The sequence below is a fragment of the Staphylococcus sp. AntiMn-1 genome (assembly GCF_001663395.1).
Lineage (GTDB): Bacteria > Bacillota > Bacilli > Staphylococcales > Staphylococcaceae > Staphylococcus > Staphylococcus equorum.
Window position 1 is genome coordinate 852,784 of record NZ_CP012968.1, and the last position, 23,281, is coordinate 876,064.

Here is a 23,281-nt window from a genome sequence, read left to right on the forward strand (position 1 = left end):
CAATAACTTATTCAAGTTCACACTATTAACAGTTTACAATACGTTTTGATGCTTGTGAACTATAAACACATGTATTTGTCGAAATTTTTTAATTATTTTTATCTGATTCTTTATTTATTTTGTTTAATGCACTTTGTAACTCATCTTTTGCTGCATCTGTTTCTGTTGTTTGTTCGTCTACATTTTTGTCACTTGCTGATTTTGTTTCATTACCACCACTATAAGGAATAAATGATGCACCTACTGATAAATCAATATATCCTGACTTTTTCAATTCGCCTGATTCATCACGTTCTAGCGATTGAGACATTTGCGGATAATATTTCATTTTATTAGCAATCGTATTGAGATTACCAAGAATTTGAATATCATCAGATGTGAATAGTTTGATTTGATTTTGTAAATTTTCTTGAGGATCATATTTAATTTCTGCAATCATACCTCTTACATTTGCTGGCATTTTTGCAAGTTCATTAATAATTTTTTCTTTCTCCTCTTTTTCAAATCCTACTAAAATGGGTCCATCATCCGTTGCATTACCATCATAGTTTTTCAATTCTGTACCATTTTCTAGAATAGGCACGTAATTATCTTTCTTTTTCGTCATTCCAACAATTTGATTTTCAGAGATCTCAATCGTTAATTTGTTAGGCATTTGTTTCGTGATTTTCGCGCTTTTTATCAATTTGTTTTCTTTTAATTTATCCGTCGCTTTTGAAGTGCTATATGTGTACATTCTAGAGTTGTCTTTAACATCAATTGCTTTATTGATTGCACTTTTGGAAACATTATCATTGCCTTTTATTTCCACACTACTTATCTTACTTAAAGGCGTGAACATATATATAAGAATCAAAATGATAATAAATAACAATACACCAAATACTGAATATTGAATTTGCTTTTGTCGTTTTCGACGTTTTGCTCGTTTTTCTTTTAAGTATTCAGAGTCAAATTCACTTACTTTATTAGTCATTCATTTTCACACCCTTTAAAAAGAAGGTAAGTGCGCTTGGAAACTTTTTATAAATTTATTTCCACGCTCTTCAAAAGTATTGTATTGATCCCAACTTGCACAGGCTGGAGATAAAAGTACAACGTCATTTGGCTCTATAGCGTCTTGTATTTTATCGACTGCGTCTTGTACATCAGTCGCTGTTATTACGTATTTGCCCTGACTTTCACCTAGTTTCACAAATTTACTTTGTGTTTCTCCAAATGCGACCATCACCTTGACGTTTTTCATATAAGGAATAAGTTCATCAAAATCGTTACCACGATCTAAACCACCACACAACCAAATAATTGATTGATCAAATGAATTTAGTGCAAATTGTGTTGCAAGTGTATTGGTTGCTTTTGAATCATTGTAATATTTATTCGTTTTATTTGAACCCACATATTGTAATCTATGTTCAATACCAGAAAATGTAGTAAGACTATCGATGATTGCTCTTACTGATATACCAGCTAAAAGTGCAGCTAACGTCGCTGCAAGTATATTTTCTAAATTATGTTCACCTGGTAATACTAAATCGTCTTTATGAATAATTCTAAATCCTTGAAACACAATAAAACCATCTTTTACATAAATACCATCAACTTCTTGTTGTGTAGAAAAATAATAGGTTTTGGCACTTAATGATTCCGATTCAATTAAATGACGTTGGTGATAATTACAAATTAAATAATCGTCCTCTGTTTGATTTTTATAAATTTCTTTTTTAGCATTTTGATAGTTCTCTAACGATTCATGGTAATCAAGATGTGCCGAATATATATTTGTAATAATAGCAATATGCGGCTTGTATCGATCTATACCAAGTAGTTGGAATGAAGATAGTTCCGTAACTAAATAATCATTTGCTGTAACCTCTTGAGCTACTTTAGATGCAACATATCCAATATTCCCTGATACTTTACCTGTTACTCTGCTTTTTTGAAACATATCTCCAATTAATGACGTTACTGTAGTTTTACCATTGGTACCTGTGACACCAATAATAGGTGCTTCTGATATCAAATAACTCAATTCAACTTCTGTTAAGATTTTCAAGCCTTTTTCTACTGCTGCTTCAAGTAAAGGTACAGTGTAGGGTATTCCAGGATTTTTAACTATAATAGGATTACTATCAAGTAAAGACAATGGATGTTCTCCACCAATGACTTTAACCCCTCTATTTTCTAAATCTTTGGCATGTGAATCTTGGCTTAAATCTTTGCCATCATTAACTATGACATTCGCGCCCAACTTACTTAACAACTTCGCTGCTTCATAACCACTTTTCGCTAATCCAATTACTAATACATTTTTATTTTCTAATCCTGTATATTTCAGCAATTTAATTCACTCCAATCCATAGGCCAATTAGTCCTGAAATCAAACCTACTGTCCAAAATACCGTCACAACTTTCTTCTCATTCCAACCAACTAATTCGAAATGATGATGTAATGGTGACATTTTGAAAATTCGTTTTCCTGTTAATTTGAAAGATGTAACTTGAATAATTACTGATAAAGTTTCTGCAACAAACACGAAACCAATAAAAATGAGTGATAATTCTTGATTTAACATAATTGAAATTGTGGCAAATATACCACCTAACGCCAAGCTACCTGTATCTCCCATAAATACTTTAGCTGGGTTTAAATTGAATGGTAAGAACCCAACTAAAGCAAAAATCATAATAATACAGAACAGACCGATAGAGGTAGCACCTTGGAAATAAGCCATCATTGCATACATAACAAATCCAATTATAGACAAACCAGTTGCTAGTCCATCTAAACCATCTGTTAAATTCACTGCGTTTGAGAAACCTACTTGCCAAAACACAATGAATATTACATATGCAATAGATAGTGGTATTTCTGTATTCGTAAATGGAATATGTATTCCTGTAGAAAAATCAGTTAAATTAAACGCTTGGCTCAAAATGAAGAAGATGACTGCTATCGCAATCTGTGCTAAGAATTTTTGTTTACTTGTTAACCCTTCATTGTTCTTTTTCACAACAATGATGTAATCATCTATGAATCCGATTAAACCAAACCCTATTGTTACAAATAATAGTAAAATAATTGGATTAGGATTTTCCATAAAAATAATTGCGAGTATCGAAGTTACAATGATACTAATCAAGAAAGTAAGTCCACCCATTGTAGGTGTGCCTGTTTTTTTCATATGACTTTGCGGGCCCTCTTCCCTAATACTTTGCCCAAATTTCATTCTTTTTAATGTTGGTATCAATACTGGGACTAATATAAAAGTGACTAAAAGTGCAATAATTGCGAGTAAATAAACCATATTATGCTCCTTTATATATTTAATTGGATTATTTCTAAGTGCTAAGTGGCTACAGTATGTATAGAGGTAAGTAGCTTTATCAGTTATTTAATTAACGTCATACGCTACTAAATACTGACAAGCTACTATTTGTGAACACCTCATAATCATGAAACAAATATTCTAACATGATTTAAAATTGAATTCAGAAGTTGTGCTAATTAAATTTATTCTTTATCTTCTTTATTTTCTTCATTGTCTTTAGATTTTGATTCGTCATCAGCTGTTTCTCCATTAATTTCTTCAGAAGACAACGTTACTTCTATCTTATCTTTTTTACTTATCTTTTGACCTTCTGTTATCGATTGCTCTGAAACAAATCCACTACCTTTAGTAGTTACTTTTGTATTCGTAAGCTTTTCAAATGCAACGACTTCTTCTTTAGTCCAGCCGGACATGTTTGGCATCGTAACATCGCCATCAGTCAATAATAACACCCTACTATTAGGCAATACTTCTTTATCTGCAGTAACAGATTGTTTTGTGATTTTCTCACCGTCACCTATAACGATAGGTTCTAGAGACTTACTATTCACTTTGTCTTGTGCTTTTTGTGTTTCTTGGCCTTCAACGTCAGGCACTTTGCTGTATTTCACATCTGATTTGTCTTTCGAATTTTTATCGCCGACGTTCAGATATTTCAACGTGTTCTCCATAATTGGTTTAAAAGCCTTACTTACACCACTTTCATAAGCTTCTTGGTCATTTTTCTGAGCTAAACTCATACCAGCATAAACGACAACTTCTGGGTCATCTTTTGGTGCATCACCAATAAAGCTTACGAAATATGGATTTTCACCCTCTACGTATCCACCATTATCTGGATCCGCTACTTGTGCTGTACCGGTTTTACCTTCTATTTCATACCCATCGATTCTATAGTTTTTAGCATTACTCTTTTCGCTGTTGACAACCTTATCCATTTCGGTACGTACTTTTTTAGCGGTATCTTTTTTGATTGGTTTACCAGCGATTTCTTTTTCACCTTTGTAGAAAGTATCATTACTTACAGGATTAGATACACTATCTATAAACCATGGTTTCAACATATTACCTTCATTATAAAACGCTGATTGCGCTTGTAACATTTGTACTGGTGTTACAGTCGTTGATTGACCAAATGCAGATGTTTTTTGCTGTGCTTCATTATCCCATGCGATATCACCAGTAGCTTCACCATCAAACATGCCGTTCGTTGATTCACCGAATCCAAATTTTTCATACCATTCTTTCATCTTATCTGAACCAACTAAATCTTGTAAATGCATCATTAAGGTGTTTGAAGAATATGTGAACCCAAGTGACATTGGTATTTCTCCCCAACCTACTTTGTTCCAGTCGGAAATTTTTGAGCCCATGACTTCTTTAGGTTCTGCTGTATATTTTTTATCTGGCTTAAATTCTCCTTCTTCAATTGCTGCTGCTAAACCAAAGTTTTTAAATGTGGAACCTGGTTCATACGTATTTTGATACAAATCATTCGCCCACTTTTTACCAAAATCTTCACCAGTTTCTGGATTGAACGTAGGTCGTTGACTGTAAGCGAGAATTTCGCCTGTATCTGCATCCATGACTACAGCAAATAAATCTTTCGGTTTATAATGCTCAACCATTCCATCTAGTGCTTCTTCAACAAAGACTTGAATATTGGAATCTATCGTTAGATGGACATCATCACCGCGTTGTGGCGTTTTCTCTTTTTTAGTATTCGGCGCAATATAGCCCCAAATATCATGAATATAAGATAATGCACCTTTTTGTCCTGATAAATAACTATCGAATATCTTTTCAACACCCATAGCACCATTTAATTCACCCGTATCAGCATCTTTTTGTGCTATTCCAATAAGATGTGATGCAAAGTTACCATTAGGATAGAAACGTTCAGTTTCTGGATAAAGCGTAACTCCAGGTAAATTCATTTTCTCTATCTTTTCTTTTTCTTGATAGGTTAAATCAGAACCTTTTTGTCCAAATTCAACTTGAAATGCTTTCTTGTTATCCAATCTTTTCTCAATATCTTCTTCAGACATGTCTATCACTGTCGCTAATTTTTTTGCAGTTTCTTTTTTGTCTTTAACATGTTTCGGTTTCTCGCTACCTTCACTCGCTTTTTTATCAACAATGGCAACGACTTTATATCTTTCTACGTCTTCTGCTAGTACTTTTCCATTACGGTCATATATTTTTCCACGTTCAGGCTGCTCTTGGCTTTGGACTAAATATTTTTCGTTTGCCTTCATTATTAAATCTTCACCGGAAGAGTGACCTGTCAACATAATATATGAGTATCTTAAAACCAACGTAAAAAAGAGCAGTCCAAATCCGAGAACGAGTAGGACTGCCCCTATTTTACTTTGTTTAATTAAAAAGTTCGGTTTTTTAAATCTAATTTTTCGCTTCGCCATTATTACGCACTACCTTTACATTGTCGTTCTTAAGGCTCATTCCTTCGTCTTTTGCCTTATCGTAAATGCGTTCATATGAAGAGTTCTTTTTAATTTCAGATTCTATTGCGCTGTTTTCACTTGATTGTTGTTCGATTTTAGTATCTAAATCTGCAATTTTTCCTCGAGTATCATACGCATCCATTTTTAAAGATAGCATATAAATACTTATTAAAGCAATTACTGTTATAAGTCCTATGTATAACATTTTCTCAAACTTTGTAAGTTGAACTACTACTTTGCGTTTTACGGTTTTGGTTTTAGGTTGCGTTTTAGGTTGTTTCCTCGGCTGTGATTCGGGAATCTGTTGTTCTGATCCATTATAAGGTTGATAAATCTTCTCTACTGCCACTCATCATTCACTCCTTATTTCAATATTTCTGCAACACGTAACTTCGCACTACGCGCACGGTTATTATTATCTAGATCTTCTTCAGCAGCGGTAATGGGTTTACGGTTAACGCGTTTCAATTTAGGCGTGTACGCTTCAGGTATGACTGGCAATCCCCGTGGAACATCTGGACCTTTTTCATATTCTTGAAACATTTGTTTGCATAATCGATCTTCCAATGAATGGAAAGTTATGACTGAAATTCTACCATCAATTTTCACTGCACCTATCGCTTGTTCTAGCGAATCTTCGAATGAAGATAATTCATCATTCACTGCGATTCTAATTGCTTGGAAAATCCTTTTTGCAGGATGACCACCTTTTCGTCTAGCTTTTGCAGGTATACCTTCTTTTATTACATCAACGAGTTCTAACGTTGTTTCGATTGGCTTTTGTTCTCTGTTCTGTTCTATACGTCGGGCAATTTGTTTTGAAAATTTTTCTTCACCATATCTATGAAAGATTCTGACTAATTTTTCAAATTGCCAATCATTTACAACTTCATAAGCTGATAACGATTGTGTTTGATCCATCCGCATGTCTAATTTGGCATCGTTATGATAACTAAACCCACGTTCAGGTACATCCAATTGTGGACTGGACACACCTAAGTCGTAGTAGATGCCATCTACTTTTTCAATATTCAAATCATTTAAAATTTCAGTTAATTTTCTAAAGTTGCTATGGACAAAGGTCACTTTATGTAAGTGTTCTTTCAAAACTTCTTTAGCATTTTCAATCGCTGTTCTATCTTGGTCGATTGCTATAAGCCTACCTTCGCCACCCAATTGATTTAATAAATAGAGAGCATGCCCTGCGCCACCTAATGTACAGTCGACATAGACACCATCTTCTTTAATATTTAAATAATCAATGGTTTCTTTAAGCATAACGCTGACATGATGAAACAAATTTAACTCCTCCTATTAAAAATCAAAATCAATCAGGTCTTCAGCAATATCTTCGAAACTATCTTCAGATTCTTCATAGAAACTGTTCCAAGTTCCTCTATCCCAAATTTCAATACGATTTGAGACACCTATTACTGTACATTCCTTACTTAAGTTAGCGTATTGTCGCAAATTTTGCGGAATGTTAATACGCCCTTGTTTATCTAATTCTACTTCTACGGCTCCAGAGAAGAACATACGCATAAATTTACGGGCGTCCTTTTTAGTCATTGGTAATGTCTTCATCTTCTCTTCGATAATTTGCCATTCTTCCAAAGTATAGCCAAACAAACATTTGTCAAGGCCTCGGGTGATTATAAAACGCTCATTTAAGTCATAGCGAAACTTGGAAGGCACTATCATACGTCCCTTTGTATCCAACTGATGCTCGTATTCTCCCATGAACATTTATAATCACCTCACCTTCTCATATATATAATTTACCACATCTCACCACTATCCTCCACTAATTATACAATTTTCACCAAAATTTCTTATTCAACGTAAAAAAACACCCGATTCATCATAATGATGAATCGGGTGCACCCTTACTGCCTCTAAGGTTTTATTATAATATGATCAAAAGTGTAAGAAAGTGGTGGATAAGTGGAGGGACTGAACACATTCATCCCAAAATCATTCATAATTTGTAAAGGGTTCCATATTCTTTCTTGCAATCCTTCCATTGGATGAAGTGCGCCACTTAATTCTTTGAAATGTTTCATACTAATTTCATTTTCTCGTTCTATATTTAATAAATATCTATTTATCAAATAATCGTATTGCTTTTGATGAATTGAATTGTTTTTTTCTAATAACAATGTATTATCATTGTTGCCTTTTACTTCTGATTTTAACGATTGATATAGTGTTTCTTGTTGTGCTTTCATTGATTCGATTTGATCAATAAATGCTTGAGATGCTTGTGCTCTAACAAATTTTTGTTTTGCATCTTCAATTCCATTTTCGATAATTTGGTTTTTATCCAGTTGATATTGTGTTAATAATTTTTCAATTCTGTGATTAATATAAGTAATTCGCAAGCGTGGTAGGACGATTGGCATTGCAACATCCAACGTTCTAAACACATCACTCAATTCAGTCCAATACTTTATTTCACTTGGTCCGCCAATAAAAGCAACAGTATTAAATAACCATTCTTCCATTACAGGTCTTGTTACCACATTATTTGAAAATCTTTCTGGTTCAGAATCTACTATACTTAAAACCTCTTGGGGCGTCATTGTCTTATCTGATTTATTCAAATAGAATTGTCCCTCTTTGAATGTTAGTAATTGTCTCATATTGTCTTCGTGTAAAAACAAATGCACATTTGTATCTGTTTGAATCATTTGCTCTAAACCACTATTTGTTGTTTGTGTTTGTGTTTTCCTAAAGGCTGCATCAACATCAAGATGATTTTCCACAATCTTTCTAATCAACGGTTGCTCTAACCGACGTAGTTCAGGATCATTAGCATCTATCATTAATAAACCATATGTTTTAAACACTTCATGTAGCAATGCTTTAAACATATCGGACCAACTATCATGTGCATCAATAATATTACGGCACATTTCAATTAAAGGTCGTGAATGTTCAGTTTCATTCAGTTGTTGGAAAAATTGATTCAAAGTTTCTTTAAGTTGGGCTTTATCAGGATTATAATGTGAGACGCTTGCTTCAGGTGGCTCCATTGTATGATATTTGATTTTATGTAACTTAGCATCTTGATTATTGTATGCATAAGTATGATTTACTTCGTCAAAATCATGGTCTTCCCCTGCAATCCAAAACACAGGTACAATATGTTTATTATAATCTTTAGATAGTTTTCGGCTTAGCGTAATAATAGAAAATATTTTATGGAATGTATACAAAGGTCCACCAAATAAACCTGCTTGTTGTCCACCAACAATTACTTTTGCGCCATTACTTAATAATTTAATATTACTTTCTTGTTCTTCAGTCAAAGATAAATCACTCATATAGTTTTCAATCACTTTTGCTAATGCAACTTCTCTTCCATTATTTTCACTAAGAAGTCTGTGTTTATAGTTCTTCTCATCCATTGCATCTAAATGATAGAACTGAGCTAGTGTTGAATCACTTTGTTTAATTTTTGAAATAAATTGATCTTTTTCGTTAAGTTTCGTAGTCATACAATCCATTCGTAATTCTCCTTATGTTACTCTATTCCTAATCAGTATAAAGTTTATGTACTATATTGACAATTTAACGGCTTAAAATAACCTGTATTTTTTACTTCTTTAATTCAATGTATATACTATAATAAACGATTTTTGAAAAATTTAAAAAAAGTGTGTTTATGTATTTGAAATAAGTATCGTATACAGACCATTTTAATAGTATGTTTCGCGTCGTCATTTTTGTGAAATATCATTAGAAATAAGGTATAATAAAATATAATAGTACAAAGGGGGAAGACGCTATGAGTAACGTGAAACGTCTCGATATAAATTATAAAACAGACGAATTATTCGAAGATTTTAGAAACTTCGGCAACAAAGACTTGTATATGGTTGATGAATTACGTGGAGAAATGATAGATGCGAGTTCAGATTCACCTTTTTATGGTATTCAAATTGGTGATAGATTAGGTGCAAGAATGGCATTGTATCGTAAAGGGGATGTTGAAGAAGTCTACTTCCCTGATTTCGACGATTACAACGTTTTGTGGAAATTAGAAGTATTAAACGACTTTCAAAATCGCGGTTACGGTAAAGAATTATTAGATTTCGCGAAAAAACAAGGACTTCCTATTAAAGTAATCGCTCGTAATCAATCTAAAGCATTCTTTATTAAACAAGGATTCAAAGACGTAAATGCAGTAAACAAGGATGGACATGATGTTCTAGTTTGGACACCATAAACAAGAGTACGAAAGATAAACATATGTCTTAGTTATTTATTTTCATCAGCAGTCCGACACTCAATGTATTTGTTTTCAACTTTAAAAAAACTACGCGTATACATTAATGTATACGCGTAGTTTTTATACGATCATTCCAACTCTTGGAATCCTCTTTAGTCGGCCGAGTATGGGTCAGAAATCTGAAATACAATTTGATTTCGTATTCTTCCCCTCTTCTATTCCATATAAATTAGTAATTCATTGAGTGATGTTATTGTAAAATCTGGTTTGATATCAGTTTCATTTATTTTATTTCTAGGATTAAACCAACACGTGTCAATTTGGGCATTTTTGCCGCCTAATATATCTGACGTCATAGAATCTCCGACAATTATGGCATTATCTCGTTTGTCTTCACCGATTTCCTTAAATACATAATCAAAAAATTCAGTCATCGGTTTTTGGTAACCTGTTTGTTCTGAAACAAAAACACCTTTAAATAATTGACCAAACTGAGCCTTCTCAATACGGCGCTTTTGCGTTTCTAACACACCATTCGTCACAATATATAAATCATGATTTTGTTTTAAATACTTTAATGTTTCAACTGTGTCAGGAAAGAATTTTATTGGTGCTTTCGCTAATTCATCTCTAAATATGTGATCCGCTTCTTTACCATCCACAGTCATTTCATGTAAATCAAAATATACTTCAAATCGTTTGCTTAAAACTTCTTCTTTCGTTAATTTATTAATTTGAAAAGCTTCCCAATGCGCTTGATTCACTTTCATAAATGTTTTTAAATCGTCATGATTAGCGATTAATTTATATCTTTCTGTCATTTTGAAAAATGCATGTGATTCTGCATCATGAAAATCTACAATTGTATCATCAAAATCTATGAGCAGGCTTTTAGAATTCATTTTTATTTCTCCTCTTTTTATACATATTTATTATTATAATTGGATGCACTTATTGTTTATATTCACACAATAACAGTATACACATTTTGAACACACAAAAAAATGGCCAAGGTTGTTACCCTGACCATTGCTTTCTATTTTAATAATTAGAATCCAAACAATTGTCCTAATAATCCAGCGCCGCTTGATACGATATCTACAATGCTTGTCCCTAATTCCACACCATTACCTGATTGTGCTGCTTGTATAGTATTTGCAATAGCTTCTGCTAATTTAGTCATAAAAAATCTCTCCTCTGTTTATAAGTTTTATAATTTATTTTTACTAGAATCCAAATAATTGTCCTAATAGACCTACACTGCTTGATACGATATCTACAATGCTTGTCCCTAATTTAGCTCCGTCTCCTGCAATACCAGCTTGTACCGTTTCTTTTATTGCGTTAAATAAATCTGACATATCGATTATCTCCTTTAAAGTATTATTTTTTTGAAATCTACTTAGATTAAAATCCTAATGCTTGAGAAATTAATGCTGCTCCATTAGAAATGATGTCTAAAACGCCACTTCCAATTTTGATGCCATCTCCTGCAATACCAGCTTGTACTGTATTTTTAATTGCTTCAAATAAACCTTCCATTATAAACACTCCTTATAAAATAAGATTTCTCTGACTGAAAACTATGTTGAAAACGATACTTAATAAAAAATTTAGTTTGTGTATCGCTTGTTATATATAATATAAGATAATCCTTAGTTATATTGTTTAATATTCCTTACTTAATCATAAAATTGCTTTATCTGTTATTTAATTGCTAGTTTAAAACAGTTATGAATTCCCGATTGTATTTTGTACAATTAAATAACACTTTATAATATTAATGTATTATTAATTTCGTGTTAGAAAATCATTAATTTTATCAGAAACTTTAAAGATTAATGTATAAGTAGAATTACTTTGTAGTATGCTTATATAAATAAATTCAACAGACTATCTTAATAGATTGGGAGGAATATTATGAAAGCAGTGCTTAAAATTAATAACCATATACGTCTTAGGGATGCTCAAACAAGTGACATTGAAGATTATCTCTCAGTCCCTTTTAATGAAGAACTTTTGAAAATGTATGGCTCTGATATGAATGTAGAAACAGAAAAGCAAAAATCTGGTGCTAAATTACTAATTTCTAGAATTATTAATAACCCATATGAATGGGTTATTGACTATGACGCTTTATTTATAGGACAAGCTCGTTTATCTTTAGATAAAACAAATAATAAAGCAAAATTTGCAATAGGCATATTTAACCCGAATTTTTGGAATAAAGGAATTGGCACTCAAGTAACACATCAAATTTTAGAATATGCCTTTAATCACTTAGAAGTGCATAAAGTTTACTTAAGAGTCCTATCATATAATTATAGAGCTATAAAGTCTTATAAAAATGCTGGTTTTATAATTGAGGGTAGTGATCGTGAAGGTTCTTTTATAAATGGAAATTATGAAACAGACTTATATATGAGCATCTTACGCAACGAATTCCAAAGTAATTTCATCGATAAAGTTAAAAATTAAAAAGGAGACTCCAAAATTGGAATCTCCTTGCAATATCTATAAAGTCACAGTTCTTTTTTAATTAAACCTCTTTAACAAAATTTCTATTTGCGGTAATAAATGTACCATGCATTGTTTTGAGTCGTGGCGTACCTTTTGAAGAAGCTACTACTTTCTGAATAGCTACTTTTTCATTTACCTTAAGCTCTTTCAAAGCTTCACCGCTAAAGTCCCTATTTTGATATTCCTTACATTCTTTTGTAATAATCACTGTTTCAGGTTTCTCATAAATATATCGATTAGCGTTACTAGTAGCAACACGATAAATAAACTTTTGATTAGCTGTTAGTACTAATCCATCAACTGTGATGAGTCTTGGCGTACTCTTTTTAGTATAGCCAATGTTTTTAATTTCTATTATCTCACCTATTTCAACATTAGCATCTGCGCGCTCTTCAAACTCCACATCTTTATATAAATTGACCTTTTTCGCTATGCCAATCGTTATTGGATTATAAGTGAAATATTTATTAGGCGCTTCTGTCTTTCTAGATTTTTTTTCATTCACAATAAATTCAGACTTGAAATTTTGTCTATTAAGTTTGAGCGTCTGCGTTGCATTAGGTAAATTCATGTTAATCGTATATTTCTTATATTTATCGTGAATCAAATTAATGTTAAAGTCAAAGTCGCACTTACTTAAATCCTCAGTTTTTACGTATAATCGATGCTCATCTTCAGAGAATTCAACTTCGATTGCATTGAGCTCATAATTAATTTCAGTAAGTAACACTTGATCAATTGTAGTCTCTGGGGCTTTATAAACTCTTATAACTTCTCTTAATTCATTACCAATAAGATGCGTGCCTTCATAAACAGCAAATAACTCTTCTTTCATTGGTAAATAATCTTTTATAGTTTCCGGCATTAAAAAGTGAATTTGATTATCTTTCACATATCTATCTGCCTTTCCACCTTTTAATAGCATGCCGATAAAGTCAAAAAGTTTTTCATATTCTTTATTTATAAGCATTTGATAAATGTTTTTATATTTATCTCCAATGATATAATCTTCAACATTTTTATCATGCTCATTTAAAGTGTCTATCATTTGTTGAAATAGATTATAGAATACGGCTTTATTTTCACTTTTTAGAAATCTGCTATTATTAAATAATCTAGAAATGAAATCTACCTCTACAAGTCGACTCAATGATTGAAATTCTGCAGACTTAGGTATATCCAATTTCAACACTTCTTGTAGTACCAATAAATTAAAATGTGTTTTTTCTATAATATTTGTTTCACCTACAAGTGATTGATTATACGAATATCTATTCACATGATAAACAGGCGTTGAATTCATAGAAGCTGTTTTACATTTAGAAATAGCATTGATAAAGAACAATTTATCTTCACCAAATTTCATATGCTTGAACTCTATTTTATTCTCAACAATGATATCTCTTTTAATAATTTTCCCTGGTGGCCCAACTGCTCTAAATATCTTATTAATTTCATATGGCACTAAATCATTTGCAACTTTATACGAAGTGAATCTTCCTAATTTGCTAATCGCTTTATCCGTATGTTTAATACTATGTCCAAACGCAACATCGGCATTGTTCTCTTCAGCTTGGTTTAACAACATCGGCAAACCAATTGAATCTAACCAATCATCGGCATCAAGAAAAGTTATGTATTTCCCATTCGCATTTTTAATACCCACGTTTCTAGGTTCAGCAGGACTACCCGTGTTTTCTTCTAATTTAATGAGTTTTAAAAAACTGTATTTATTTTTATATCCTTCAATTATTTTTAATGAGTTATCGCTAGAACAATCGTCTATAAATATCGCTTCAATTTTATCTTCATCAATATTTAATGCCCCAATTGATTCTATACATTCATTAAGAAATAATTCCTTGTTGTACACTGGTACAATGATAGACAGCAATTTTTCCAATTCCTAATTCCCCTTTTAGATTATTTAGTAATCATTATATAATATAAATGATTACTAAAGTATTTTTTATAAAAAATAATCCGTACTTATTTTTATAATTCATTAAATTTTTAAATATGTATAAAAATCGTTTGTTATGTATTCATTAATATTTTAAAAACTACTACCTCAAAATAACATAAAATGGTAATACACAACACTTTAAATGGAATTATTTTAAAATACTAATCATTCAAGTATTAAATTTAGTGAAAATTATAATTGGAATATATCTTTCTCTCATATTAAAGCGTCTATTATTATTTATTACTTTACAATATCATCTCCATAATTTGTAAAAAATCCTTTCACTCCTATTTGTTTCAAAAATCTATAGTTATTCTCATTGTTCACAGTAAATGCGTGTACTTGCATAGCATTATTTTCAATACTTCCTATAAGTTCACGATCTATTTTTTATGCGAAATTCCAACTGCATAACTATAACTGCTTATACTTTCTAACATATTATCGTCTAATTTGTTTAATTCATTATCATAAATTAATTTAACCAATGGTATGTTTTCATCCTCATTTTTAATTGTTTTTAAAGCTCTATCATCGAAGGATTGTATAACTATGTATTTAGAATTAAATAAGCCTTTATTCTTTAATTTTTCTACCGTAATATGTGCCATATTAGGATTATCTTTAGCGTTTTTTAACTCAATATAGTATTTAACATTGTTATCATATTGATCTAAAACCTCATCAAAAGTTGGAATCTCCAAACTTCGCTCTTTCTTATCTTTTAACTTCATTTTTTTAGTTCTTCAATTGTATAGTCTTCCACCTTACCTTTTCCATTTGTAGTCCTATCTATTGATTCATCATGCATAACCACTAAATTATCGTCCTTAGTTATTTGTAAGTCCAATTCCAAATAGTCAATATTCATTTCATGAATTGCTTTATCATACGCTGGGAAACTATGTTCAGGTTCATAACCACTAGCACCTCTATGGGCAATTATTAACGGTTTTTTTCAGTTCCTTCATACCATTTAACTTTTGGTATGAATATTATTATAGACACTATAATAATCAGAATAATTCCAGGTAAAACATATGTGTAAAATGATTCTCTCTTTATTTACATCGCCCCATTTTATTTTAAAAACTATGAAAAAATGTTTTTTTCTTAACTTTTTTAATTATATTGTATCATCCGTATATTTAATATACCATATACACAAATGTTTTAGTTTTATTTAGTTATATATAATAAATAGCCAATACAATGAGACGACTTATAAAAATTAGATAATATATTTATATTGTGGTTATTTATAGATAGAAAAAGGGCAACACACCATACGTGTATCGCCCAACTGAGCCCCTTAAAAAGACGGTGGCCTCGTTTAATAAATGATTAAATAACCATCAAACTCGGTCAAAGTTAGAGATGGTTATTTTTTATGGTTTAATTTAACAATTGTAATAACTAAACCTAACAAGGTAACGATGAACGTACCGAAACCTAACATTGAGTGTAGCGCTTCTACAATTGAAACCACAAAAGGCGTCTCCTTTCTAAAGTTCTTAACGGTACTTTCATAAGCATCACTTTACTTTATACTGAGGTTAGCCACCATCTATCCAACTTACTCGCTCTTATTTCACTATATTTTTCTACATACTATTACTTTTGTCGACCTATAGAATTTGATAATATTTTTATATTGTGGTAATTTATAGATAGAAAAAGGGCAACACACCATACGTGTATCGCCCAACTGAGCCCCTTAAAAAGACGGTGGCCTCTGTATCTAGTTATAGTATAACCTTCTACTGCCAGCCAAAGCGAATAGAAGGTTATTTTTTATGGTTTAATTTGACAATTGTAATAACTAAACCTAACAAGGTAACGATGAACGTACCGAAACCTAACATTAAGTGAAGCACTTCTACAATTGAAACCACACAAGGCATCTCCTTTCTAAAGATTTTAACGGCACTTTCATAAGCACCACCTCACTTTATACTGAGATTAGCCACCATCTATCCAACTTGCTCGCTCTTATTTTACTATAATTTTTAATCTCATGACCATTACTTTTAATGACCTTTTTTCACTACGTTATAATCAAAATATTTCAAGCTGATAAGTATAAGATTTAAAAAAAGAACCCTTAGCTGCATCTGTAAATGGGTTATCTTTCAACATCGTGATTAATGCGACTGCGATAGTCATTAGTGTTGACTCATCCACTGGAATAGGACTCACTCCTTTATTTGACAACCACTGGTTCACTAACACCAAAATTAAACTTAATACTCTTACGATTACTGTTACTTTTACATCCATATTCTTTTCCTCCTCATAATAAAAAGCCGACACAATATGCCGACTTAAACATTTGATAATATTTATATGTTGTGTTAATTTATATATAGAAAAAGGGCAACACACCATAAGTGTATCGCCCCAATGAGCCCGTTAAAAAGACGGTGGCTTTGATAGTTATTTAGTAACCATCTACAACTCGCCAAAGCTAGAGATGGTTATTTTTTATGGTCATTTTTACTAACTAATACTAGGCCAATGATTGTCATGACAATCATTAACATTTCATAATCAGTCAATGTTACTCCTTTCTAGGAGTCAAACCATATTTCATAGGCATCCCCCATTTATAATGAGATTAGCCACCATCTATCCAACTTGCTCGCTCTTATTTTACTATAATTTTTAATCTCCTGACCATTACTTTTAATGATCTTTTTTCACTACGTTATAATCAAAATATTTCAAGCTGATAAGTATAAGATTCAAAAAAAGAACCCCGTCGCAACGGGGTTCTTAGTTTTAAAAGGTATGTAGTTTTACTGCTTTAGTGTCCTGGGAGGGATTCGAACCCCCGACCGATGGCTTAGAAGGCCATTGCTCTATCCAACTGAGCTACCAGGACATAATCTTTTTGAACACAAGAATAATTATATCTAACTTAGCCTAATAAAGCAATACTCCGAGCATTAAAAATAAATATGATTTTTCACTATAATAAACCTTTTATCTTATTTTCATACTATTTTTGAAATTTAATTTAAAACAACCGCTGAAACTGCCATATTAATTATTTATCCATTTTAATAATATATAGAAGCGCATACCCATAATGACTCGAATATGCACTAATCATATTATATACTAAATGTTTCACTATCAATTATATCGTGATTTCGATTACGAAAATTTAATTTTGCGCTTTGGTCTTCTTCATTGATCAATAATTCTGCATAAGTTTCTTCAACTCGGCTTCGTGATTGTGAAATACTACCAGGATTAATAACATGAACGCCACCAATATTTTCATATTTTGCCACGTGTGTATGGCCATAAAAAGCAAATTCACAACCTAACGCTGTAGCTTTTTCAGCTAATTTCATTCTTGTACGATTAACGCTATATAAATGACCATGCGTGGAGAAAGCATGAATGCCATTTTTTTCTATTTTTTCTTCGTTTGGAAATTCTGGAGAAAAATCTGTATTTCCTTTTACTCTATGAAAATGACTGAGTTCACTATCATCATAAGCAAATTCAGAATCACCTAAATGCAATGCAACATCTGCATCTTCATGATGATTGATAACATCAAAAAGCACGCCCTGTTCAGTGTGATTATCACTGACTATAATCCATTTTGTCATTAAGCATCACCTTCTAAATAATGTTGTAACTTCTCTATTGCTCTACCCCTATGACTTATTTCGCTTTTTTCTTCAACAGTGAGTTGAGCCATTGTTTTATTTTTGTCATCTATATAAAATATCGGATCGTAACCAAACCCATTTTCACCGATTTTATTTAATGTAATTTCTCCTTGGACTGTGCCTTTAAATTGAACTGTTTCTTCATTAGGCGCACTCATGCTAATTACACATACGAACTGCGCACTACGATTTGTTGACCCACCTAATTTGGAAAGGACTTTTTCAATATTAGCATCATCATCTTTAGCCGTGCCAGCATATCGAGCTGAATAAACACCCGGCTCTCCATTTAAAGCAAATACTTCGAGTCCACTATCGTCTGCAATCACACGTTTGTTTAATGCTTTTGCCGCTGCTTCTGATTTTAATTTTGCATTGGCTTCAAAAGTATCACCAGTTTCTTCCACATCAAAATCTTCAATAATTTCAGAAATGCTAATGACATTAAAATCTGGAAAAATAACTTTAAAATCATTTATCTTACCTTTATTATTTGATGCAATTACAATATCCTCCACTATTATGTTCCCTCTTTCTATACTTCTATTTTTTCTACTTTTGTTTCCATATTTAACCATTCTTCTATTATACGTTCGATATGCTCTGTTTCACCCGTAGCAAAAAACCTATGTTCTGGGTGAGCTGTATAAGCAGCATGTTCATTACTAAATGTTAATAATGCGCTTACTTCACGTGCTGTCTCTAAACCAGAAGAAATCACCACTTTTTCGCCACCAAAATAATCGTTTATTGGCTGATAAAGTAAAGGATAATGCGTACAACCTAATATAACAGTATCTGCATTACTATTTCTCCAATGTTTCAATGTTTGATGCACGATAATACTAGTTATTGTAGGATCTTTATAACGCATTTCTTCAACTAAAGGAACAAAGCCAGGACATGCGATACCAGAAACTTCTACATTAGGATTAATGTTTTTAATGTGATATCTATAAGCCTCAGATTTAATTGTACCTTCTGTACCTAAGATTAAAACATCATTATTTTTCGTTGTCATTATTGCTGTTCTCGCACCAGGCTCAATGACACCAATGACTGGTATAGCTAATAATTTTTGTAAATATTTTAAAGCAACTGCCGTCGCAGTATTACAAGCAATAACAAGCATTTTTATATCAAATTCCATCAGCTTTTCAGCTAATTCTGTTGTGAATTTCCTAACTTCTGCGCCTTCTCTCGGGCCATAAGGGCAACGTTTAATATCACCCAAATAATAAATTGTTTCGTGAGGTAGTTGGCGCATGATTTCTTTTGCTACTGTTAACCCACCGACACCCGAGTCTATTACACCAATTGGTTTCTCCATATTCAATTACATCCTTATTCATTTGCTTGTCCTTTATTGTAGCACAGCCTTGTTTTCAAAATCATTTATCAAGACTGAAATACAATATTATTTTTTGCTATACATATATAATTATACCAATTAGCAAATTATGACACCTAGTAAAACAATATAAATGAGCGATAAAAGACTCTACCCATATCTCATGTTTCTTTAAAATCTGAAGATTTTCAAAATAAAAAGACTTAACATCTGTTTTAAATAGATGTTAAGTCTTTTGTTTATATTATACGCTATTAATTGACTTGGTGATCTGAACCAAAGAATGATTTAAACATATGGAATGATGTTTCTCTATTTAATGCTGCAATCGATGTTGTTAAAGGAATACCTTTAGGACATGCATTGACACAGTTTTGAGAGTTACCACATGCTTGTAGTCCACCGCCACCCATTAAGGCTTCAAGACGCTCATCTTTTGTCATTGAGCCTGTTGGGTGTAAATTAAATAATCTAACTTGTGAGATTGCTTGTGCACCAACGAAATCATTACTACTTGTAACGTTAGGACAAACTTCTAAACATACACCACATGTCATACATTTTGATAATTCATAAGCTGTTTGACGTTTTTTCTCAGGCATACGAGGTCCAGGACCTAAATCGTAAGTACCATCAATTGGAACCCAAGCTTTCATACGTTTCAAGTTATCGAACATTCTAGTACGGTCAACTTGTAAGTCACGAATAACTGGGAAAGTACTCATTGGTTCTAATTTAATTGGTTGTTCTAATTGATCAACAATTGCAGAACATGATTGTCTTGCTTGTCCGTTAATCACCATTGAACAAGCACCACATACTTCTTCTAAACAGTTCATATCCCAGATTACAGGTGTTGTTTTTTCACCTTTACTGTTAATTGGGTTACGTCTGATTTCCATTAAACATGCTATAACGTTTAAGTTTTCTCTATAAGGAATTTCAAACTCTTCCTCATAAGGTTTTGATTCTTCTGTATCTTGACGTTTAATAATTAATTTGATTGATTTTTGGCTTGGTTGTTGGTTTTGTTCTTCTTGCGCTGCCGTTTCATTTACTTCTTTTGTATCTGCCATAATTATTTACCTCCTTTAGACGTCGTAGAGTAGTCTCGTTTACGAGGTGGAATTAAGCTTATATCAACATCTTCGTAAGTGAATTTAGGCGCTTCTGTTTTTCCTTGATATGTTGCTAAAGTAGTTTTTAACCATTCTTCATCATTTCTATCAGGGAATTCTGGTTTGTAATGTGCACCACGAGATTCATTTCGGTTGTATGCACCGATTGTAATTACACGGGCAAGTACAAGCATGTTCCATAATTGACGAGTGAAGAATACTGCTTGGTTACTCCAAGTTTGAGTATCTTCAATATCAATATTGTTATAACGCTCCATTAATTCTAAAATCTTTTTATCAGTTTCTAATAAAGTTTTATTTTCACGAACAACGGTTACGTTAGCTGTCATAACTTCTCCGAGCTCTCTATGCAATTTGTACGCATTTTCTGAACCTTGCATATTGAGTAATTTATCAAATTTCTCTTGTTCTTCTTTTACACGTTTTTCAAAGATACTATCATCTAAGTCAGCGTAAGAAGTTTCAATGTTAGAAATATATTCAATAGCATTTGGACCTGCAACTGTACCACCATAAATTGCTGACAATAGTGAGTTGGCACCTAAACGGTTACCACCATGTTGTGAATAATCACATTCTCCAGCTGCGAACAAGCCTTTGATATTTGTCATTTGATCGTAATCTACATATAGCCCGCCCATTGAGTAATGCACTGCAGGGAAGATTTTCATTGGTACTTTACGAGGATCATCACCTGTGAATTTCTCATAAATCTCAATGATACCACCTAATTTTACATCTAATTCATGTGGATCTTTATGTGATAAATCAAGGTAAACCATGTTTTCACCGTTGATACCTAATTTTTGGTTTACGCAGACGTCAAAGATTTCACGGGTAGCAACGTCACGTGGTACAAGGTTACCGTAGTCTGGGTATTTCTCTTCTAAGAAGTACCAAGGTTTACCATCTTTATAAGTCCAAATACGTCCACCTTCACCACGCGCAGATTCACTCATTAATCTAAGTTTATCATCACCAGGAATTGCTGTTGGATGGATTTGAATAAATTCACCATTTGCATACATTGCACCTTGTTGATAAACAATTGATGCTGCTGAACCTGTGTTAATCATTGAGTTCGTTGTCTTACCAAAGATAATACCTGGACCGCCTGTAGCCATGATAACTGCATCAGAACCAAATGATTCAATACCAGATGTCGTCACGTTTTGAGCAACGATACCTCTTGCCATGTTGTCATCATCTTTAACTATACCTAAGAATTCCCAGCCTTCGTATTTAGTAACTAAACCATCTACTTCAAAACTACGAACTTGTTCATCTAAAGCGTATAGTAGCTGTTGACCAGTTGTTGCACCAGCGTATGCTGTTCTGTGATGCATTGTTCCACCAAAACGTCTAAAGTCTAATAAACCTTCATTTGTTCTATTGAACATTACACCCATACGGTCTAGTAAATGAATGATCTTAGGTGCTGCATCTGTCATTGCTTGAACTGGTGGTTGGTTTGCTAAGAAATCTCCACCATATATTGTATCGTCTAAGTGAACTGCGGGCGAGTCGCCTTCACCTTTTGTATTTACTGCTCCGTTGATTCCACCTTGTGCGCACACAGAGTGTGAACGTTTAACAGGAACAAGTGAGAACAAGTCGACATGCGCTCCTTGTTCTGCTGCTTTAATTGTTGACATTAGACCGGCAAGTCCTCCACCGACAACAATAACTTTCTTCTCTGCCATAAATTGTCACTCCCCTAAATATAAATCTGAAACTTATTTTTTATCTTATAAAAACGCAAGAATAGCACTTATACCAATGTATGAAACTACGATAAATACCACTAATGAAACCCATGTGAAAATTTGTTGTGATTTTTGTGATTGTAATACACCCCATGTTACTAAGAATGACCATAAACCATTCGCAAAGTGGAATGTAACAGCTAATAAACAGACAATATAGAAAACCAACCAAAATGGGTTAGTTACAATGTCATGTACCATGTCGAAATTTACTTCATGACCTAACGCACGTTGAATACGTGTTTGCCATACATGAATAGCAACAAACACAAAAGTGATAACACCTGTTATACGTTGTAGTAGGAACATCCAGTTTCTAAAAGCTGAGTAATGCCCTACGTTCTCTTTTGCCGTAAAGGCAATATGTACACCATAAACTGCGTGATACAGAATCGGAATGTAAATCAATACAAATTCCAATACAATTAAGAAAGGTAAAGATTCAATGAATCCAGCCGCTTGGTTAAATGCTTCTGCACCTTTCGTTGCTTGGTGGTTTACGAGTAAATGGAAAATTAAAAATCCACCTATAGGTATGACACCAAGTAAAGAATGTAAACGTCTTAAATAGAATTGATTTTTCGAGTATGCCAAAAGGAAGTTCCCCCTGTGAAACAGTTGATTTTTTTGAAATTCTTTCTTAGAAATATATAAAGCGATTACATAATTTCTTTCGAAAACAAACGTACAACACTAAATTATAATATTATATGTTTGTTGCAATATAATATTATGCCGTATGATTCTAAACATTTAAGCGAATCCTTAATTGAATATTACTCAATGTTTAAAAGGTTTGATTTCAAATGATAATTT

At 32.5% G+C, this 23,281-nt stretch carries 27 protein-coding genes and 1 tRNA gene; 2 read left to right on the forward strand and 26 right to left on the reverse strand.

Annotated elements, in window-relative coordinates; all coding sequences use genetic code 11:
- Positions 1 to 88 precede the first annotated feature (88 nt).
- The 8 genes from AOB58_RS04230 to bshC form a co-directional block, all read right to left on the reverse strand.
- Positions 89 to 976, reverse strand: coding sequence for a cell division protein FtsQ/DivIB (locus AOB58_RS04230; protein WP_052730996.1), 888 nt, complete (start codon positions 974 to 976; stop codon positions 89 to 91).
- 15 nt (positions 977 to 991) lie between these two features.
- Positions 992 to 2,341: a UDP-N-acetylmuramoyl-L-alanine--D-glutamate ligase gene (gene murD, locus AOB58_RS04235; protein WP_002507936.1), complete on the reverse strand. Its 1,350-nt coding sequence runs from the start codon at positions 2,339 to 2,341 to the stop codon at positions 992 to 994.
- A 1-nt stretch (position 2,342) separates the two neighbouring features.
- Entirely contained in the window at positions 2,343 to 3,308 is a 966-nt protein-coding gene (mraY, locus tag AOB58_RS04240; RefSeq protein ID WP_064783022.1) for a phospho-N-acetylmuramoyl-pentapeptide-transferase, read from the reverse strand.
- 206 nt (positions 3,309 to 3,514) lie between these two features.
- Positions 3,515 to 5,755 (reverse strand): penicillin-binding protein, encoded by a 2,241-nt coding sequence (locus AOB58_RS04245; RefSeq protein ID WP_046465195.1) that lies wholly within the window; start codon positions 5,753 to 5,755, stop codon positions 3,515 to 3,517.
- Positions 5,736 to 6,146 (reverse strand): cell division protein FtsL, encoded by a 411-nt coding sequence (gene ftsL / locus AOB58_RS04250; RefSeq protein WP_021338689.1) that lies wholly within the window; start codon positions 6,144 to 6,146, stop codon positions 5,736 to 5,738. The genes AOB58_RS04245 and ftsL overlap by 20 nt, the downstream gene beginning before the upstream one ends.
- Positions 6,147 to 6,160: 14 nt before the next feature.
- Entirely contained in the window at positions 6,161 to 7,075 is a 915-nt protein-coding gene (gene rsmH / locus AOB58_RS04255; protein WP_230621993.1) for a 16S rRNA (cytosine(1402)-N(4))-methyltransferase RsmH, read from the reverse strand.
- Positions 7,076 to 7,111: 36 nt separating this feature from the next.
- Positions 7,112 to 7,543, reverse strand: a complete 432-nt coding sequence (gene mraZ / locus AOB58_RS04260) for a division/cell wall cluster transcriptional repressor MraZ (RefSeq protein ID WP_002507941.1) — start codon at positions 7,541 to 7,543, stop codon at positions 7,112 to 7,114.
- Positions 7,544 to 7,692: 149 nt separating this feature from the next.
- Positions 7,693 to 9,306: a bacillithiol biosynthesis cysteine-adding enzyme BshC gene (gene bshC, locus AOB58_RS04265; RefSeq protein WP_064783023.1), complete on the reverse strand. Its 1,614-nt coding sequence runs from the start codon at positions 9,304 to 9,306 to the stop codon at positions 7,693 to 7,695.
- A 281-nt stretch (positions 9,307 to 9,587) separates the two neighbouring features.
- On the opposite strand from bshC, the gene AOB58_RS04270 reads away from it, so the two are divergent.
- On the forward strand, positions 9,588 to 10,028 hold the full coding sequence (locus tag AOB58_RS04270) for an N-acetyltransferase (protein ID WP_021338686.1): 441 nt from the start codon (positions 9,588 to 9,590) through the stop codon (positions 10,026 to 10,028).
- 218 nt (positions 10,029 to 10,246) lie between these two features.
- Here the strand turns inward: AOB58_RS04270 and AOB58_RS04275 are convergent, their stop codons facing one another.
- The 4 genes from AOB58_RS04275 to AOB58_RS04290 form a co-directional block, all read right to left on the reverse strand.
- Entirely contained in the window at positions 10,247 to 10,933 is a 687-nt protein-coding gene (locus AOB58_RS04275; RefSeq protein ID WP_046465191.1) for a YjjG family noncanonical pyrimidine nucleotidase, read from the reverse strand.
- Positions 10,934 to 11,079: 146 nt separating this feature from the next.
- Positions 11,080 to 11,214: a beta-class phenol-soluble modulin gene (locus AOB58_RS04280; RefSeq protein ID WP_002507945.1), complete on the reverse strand. Its 135-nt coding sequence runs from the start codon at positions 11,212 to 11,214 to the stop codon at positions 11,080 to 11,082.
- 43 nt (positions 11,215 to 11,257) lie between these two features.
- Positions 11,258 to 11,392 carry a beta-class phenol-soluble modulin gene (locus AOB58_RS04285; protein WP_002507946.1) on the reverse strand — a complete coding sequence of 45 codons (135 nt, stop codon included), beginning with the start codon at positions 11,390 to 11,392 and terminating at the stop codon, positions 11,258 to 11,260.
- A 46-nt stretch (positions 11,393 to 11,438) separates the two neighbouring features.
- Positions 11,439 to 11,573 carry a beta-class phenol-soluble modulin gene (locus tag AOB58_RS04290; protein ID WP_002507947.1) on the reverse strand — a complete coding sequence of 45 codons (135 nt, stop codon included), beginning with the start codon at positions 11,571 to 11,573 and terminating at the stop codon, positions 11,439 to 11,441.
- A 378-nt stretch (positions 11,574 to 11,951) separates the two neighbouring features.
- On the opposite strand from AOB58_RS04290, the gene AOB58_RS04295 reads away from it, so the two are divergent.
- Entirely contained in the window at positions 11,952 to 12,509 is a 558-nt protein-coding gene (locus AOB58_RS04295; RefSeq protein WP_046465190.1) for a GNAT family N-acetyltransferase, read from the forward strand.
- Between the two features lie 61 nt (positions 12,510 to 12,570).
- Here AOB58_RS04295 and AOB58_RS04300 read toward each other — a convergent pair whose 3' ends face one another.
- The 14 genes from AOB58_RS04300 to AOB58_RS04345 form a co-directional block, all read right to left on the reverse strand.
- Positions 12,571 to 14,454 (reverse strand): glycosyltransferase family 2 protein, encoded by a 1,884-nt coding sequence (locus AOB58_RS04300; RefSeq protein WP_046465189.1) that lies wholly within the window; start codon positions 14,452 to 14,454, stop codon positions 12,571 to 12,573.
- Positions 14,455 to 14,760: 306 nt separating this feature from the next.
- A complete protein-coding gene (locus AOB58_RS14040; protein WP_158649099.1) occupies positions 14,761 to 14,868 on the reverse strand; it encodes a glycerophosphodiester phosphodiesterase family protein in 108 nt (35 codons plus the stop codon).
- A 35-nt stretch (positions 14,869 to 14,903) separates the two neighbouring features.
- Positions 14,904 to 15,254 (reverse strand): glycerophosphodiester phosphodiesterase family protein, encoded by a 351-nt coding sequence (locus tag AOB58_RS13920; protein ID WP_064783024.1) that lies wholly within the window; start codon positions 15,252 to 15,254, stop codon positions 14,904 to 14,906.
- A complete protein-coding gene (locus AOB58_RS13925) occupies positions 15,251 to 15,466 on the reverse strand; it encodes a glycerophosphodiester phosphodiesterase (RefSeq protein ID WP_082920397.1) in 216 nt (71 codons plus the stop codon). Before AOB58_RS13925 ends, AOB58_RS13920 begins: the two co-directional genes overlap by 4 nt.
- A gap of 435 nt (positions 15,467 to 15,901) precedes the next feature.
- Positions 15,902 to 16,009, reverse strand: coding sequence for a putative holin-like toxin (locus AOB58_RS14045; protein ID WP_021338681.1), 108 nt, complete (start codon positions 16,007 to 16,009; stop codon positions 15,902 to 15,904).
- A gap of 298 nt (positions 16,010 to 16,307) precedes the next feature.
- The gene (locus tag AOB58_RS13295) at positions 16,308 to 16,415 is read right to left on the reverse strand and encodes a putative holin-like toxin (protein ID WP_021338680.1); all 108 of its coding nucleotides are present in this window, start codon (positions 16,413 to 16,415) and stop codon (positions 16,308 to 16,310) included.
- 163 nt (positions 16,416 to 16,578) lie between these two features.
- The gene (locus tag AOB58_RS04310; protein ID WP_064783025.1) at positions 16,579 to 16,800 is read right to left on the reverse strand and encodes a phage holin; all 222 of its coding nucleotides are present in this window, start codon (positions 16,798 to 16,800) and stop codon (positions 16,579 to 16,581) included.
- A gap of 530 nt (positions 16,801 to 17,330) precedes the next feature.
- A tRNA-Arg gene (locus AOB58_RS04315) sits at positions 17,331 to 17,404 on the reverse strand.
- A 232-nt stretch (positions 17,405 to 17,636) separates the two neighbouring features.
- The gene (locus AOB58_RS04320) at positions 17,637 to 18,146 is read right to left on the reverse strand and encodes a YfcE family phosphodiesterase (protein ID WP_002507954.1); all 510 of its coding nucleotides are present in this window, start codon (positions 18,144 to 18,146) and stop codon (positions 17,637 to 17,639) included.
- On the reverse strand, positions 18,146 to 18,727 hold the full coding sequence (locus AOB58_RS04325) for an XTP/dITP diphosphatase (RefSeq protein WP_002507955.1): 582 nt from the start codon (positions 18,725 to 18,727) through the stop codon (positions 18,146 to 18,148). Before AOB58_RS04325 ends, AOB58_RS04320 begins: the two co-directional genes overlap by 1 nt.
- 17 nt (positions 18,728 to 18,744) lie before the next feature.
- Positions 18,745 to 19,539 carry a glutamate racemase gene (gene racE, locus AOB58_RS04330; protein WP_002507956.1) on the reverse strand — a complete coding sequence of 265 codons (795 nt, stop codon included), beginning with the start codon at positions 19,537 to 19,539 and terminating at the stop codon, positions 18,745 to 18,747.
- Positions 19,540 to 19,814: 275 nt separating this feature from the next.
- Entirely contained in the window at positions 19,815 to 20,636 is an 822-nt protein-coding gene (gene sdhB / locus AOB58_RS04335; protein ID WP_002507957.1) for a succinate dehydrogenase iron-sulfur subunit, read from the reverse strand.
- A gap of 2 nt (positions 20,637 to 20,638) precedes the next feature.
- Positions 20,639 to 22,402, reverse strand: a complete 1,764-nt coding sequence (sdhA, locus tag AOB58_RS04340) for a succinate dehydrogenase flavoprotein subunit (RefSeq protein ID WP_002507958.1) — start codon at positions 22,400 to 22,402, stop codon at positions 20,639 to 20,641.
- Between the two features lie 45 nt (positions 22,403 to 22,447).
- Positions 22,448 to 23,059 (reverse strand): succinate dehydrogenase cytochrome b558 subunit, encoded by a 612-nt coding sequence (locus tag AOB58_RS04345; protein WP_002507959.1) that lies wholly within the window; start codon positions 23,057 to 23,059, stop codon positions 22,448 to 22,450.
- Positions 23,060 to 23,281 lie beyond the last annotated feature (222 nt).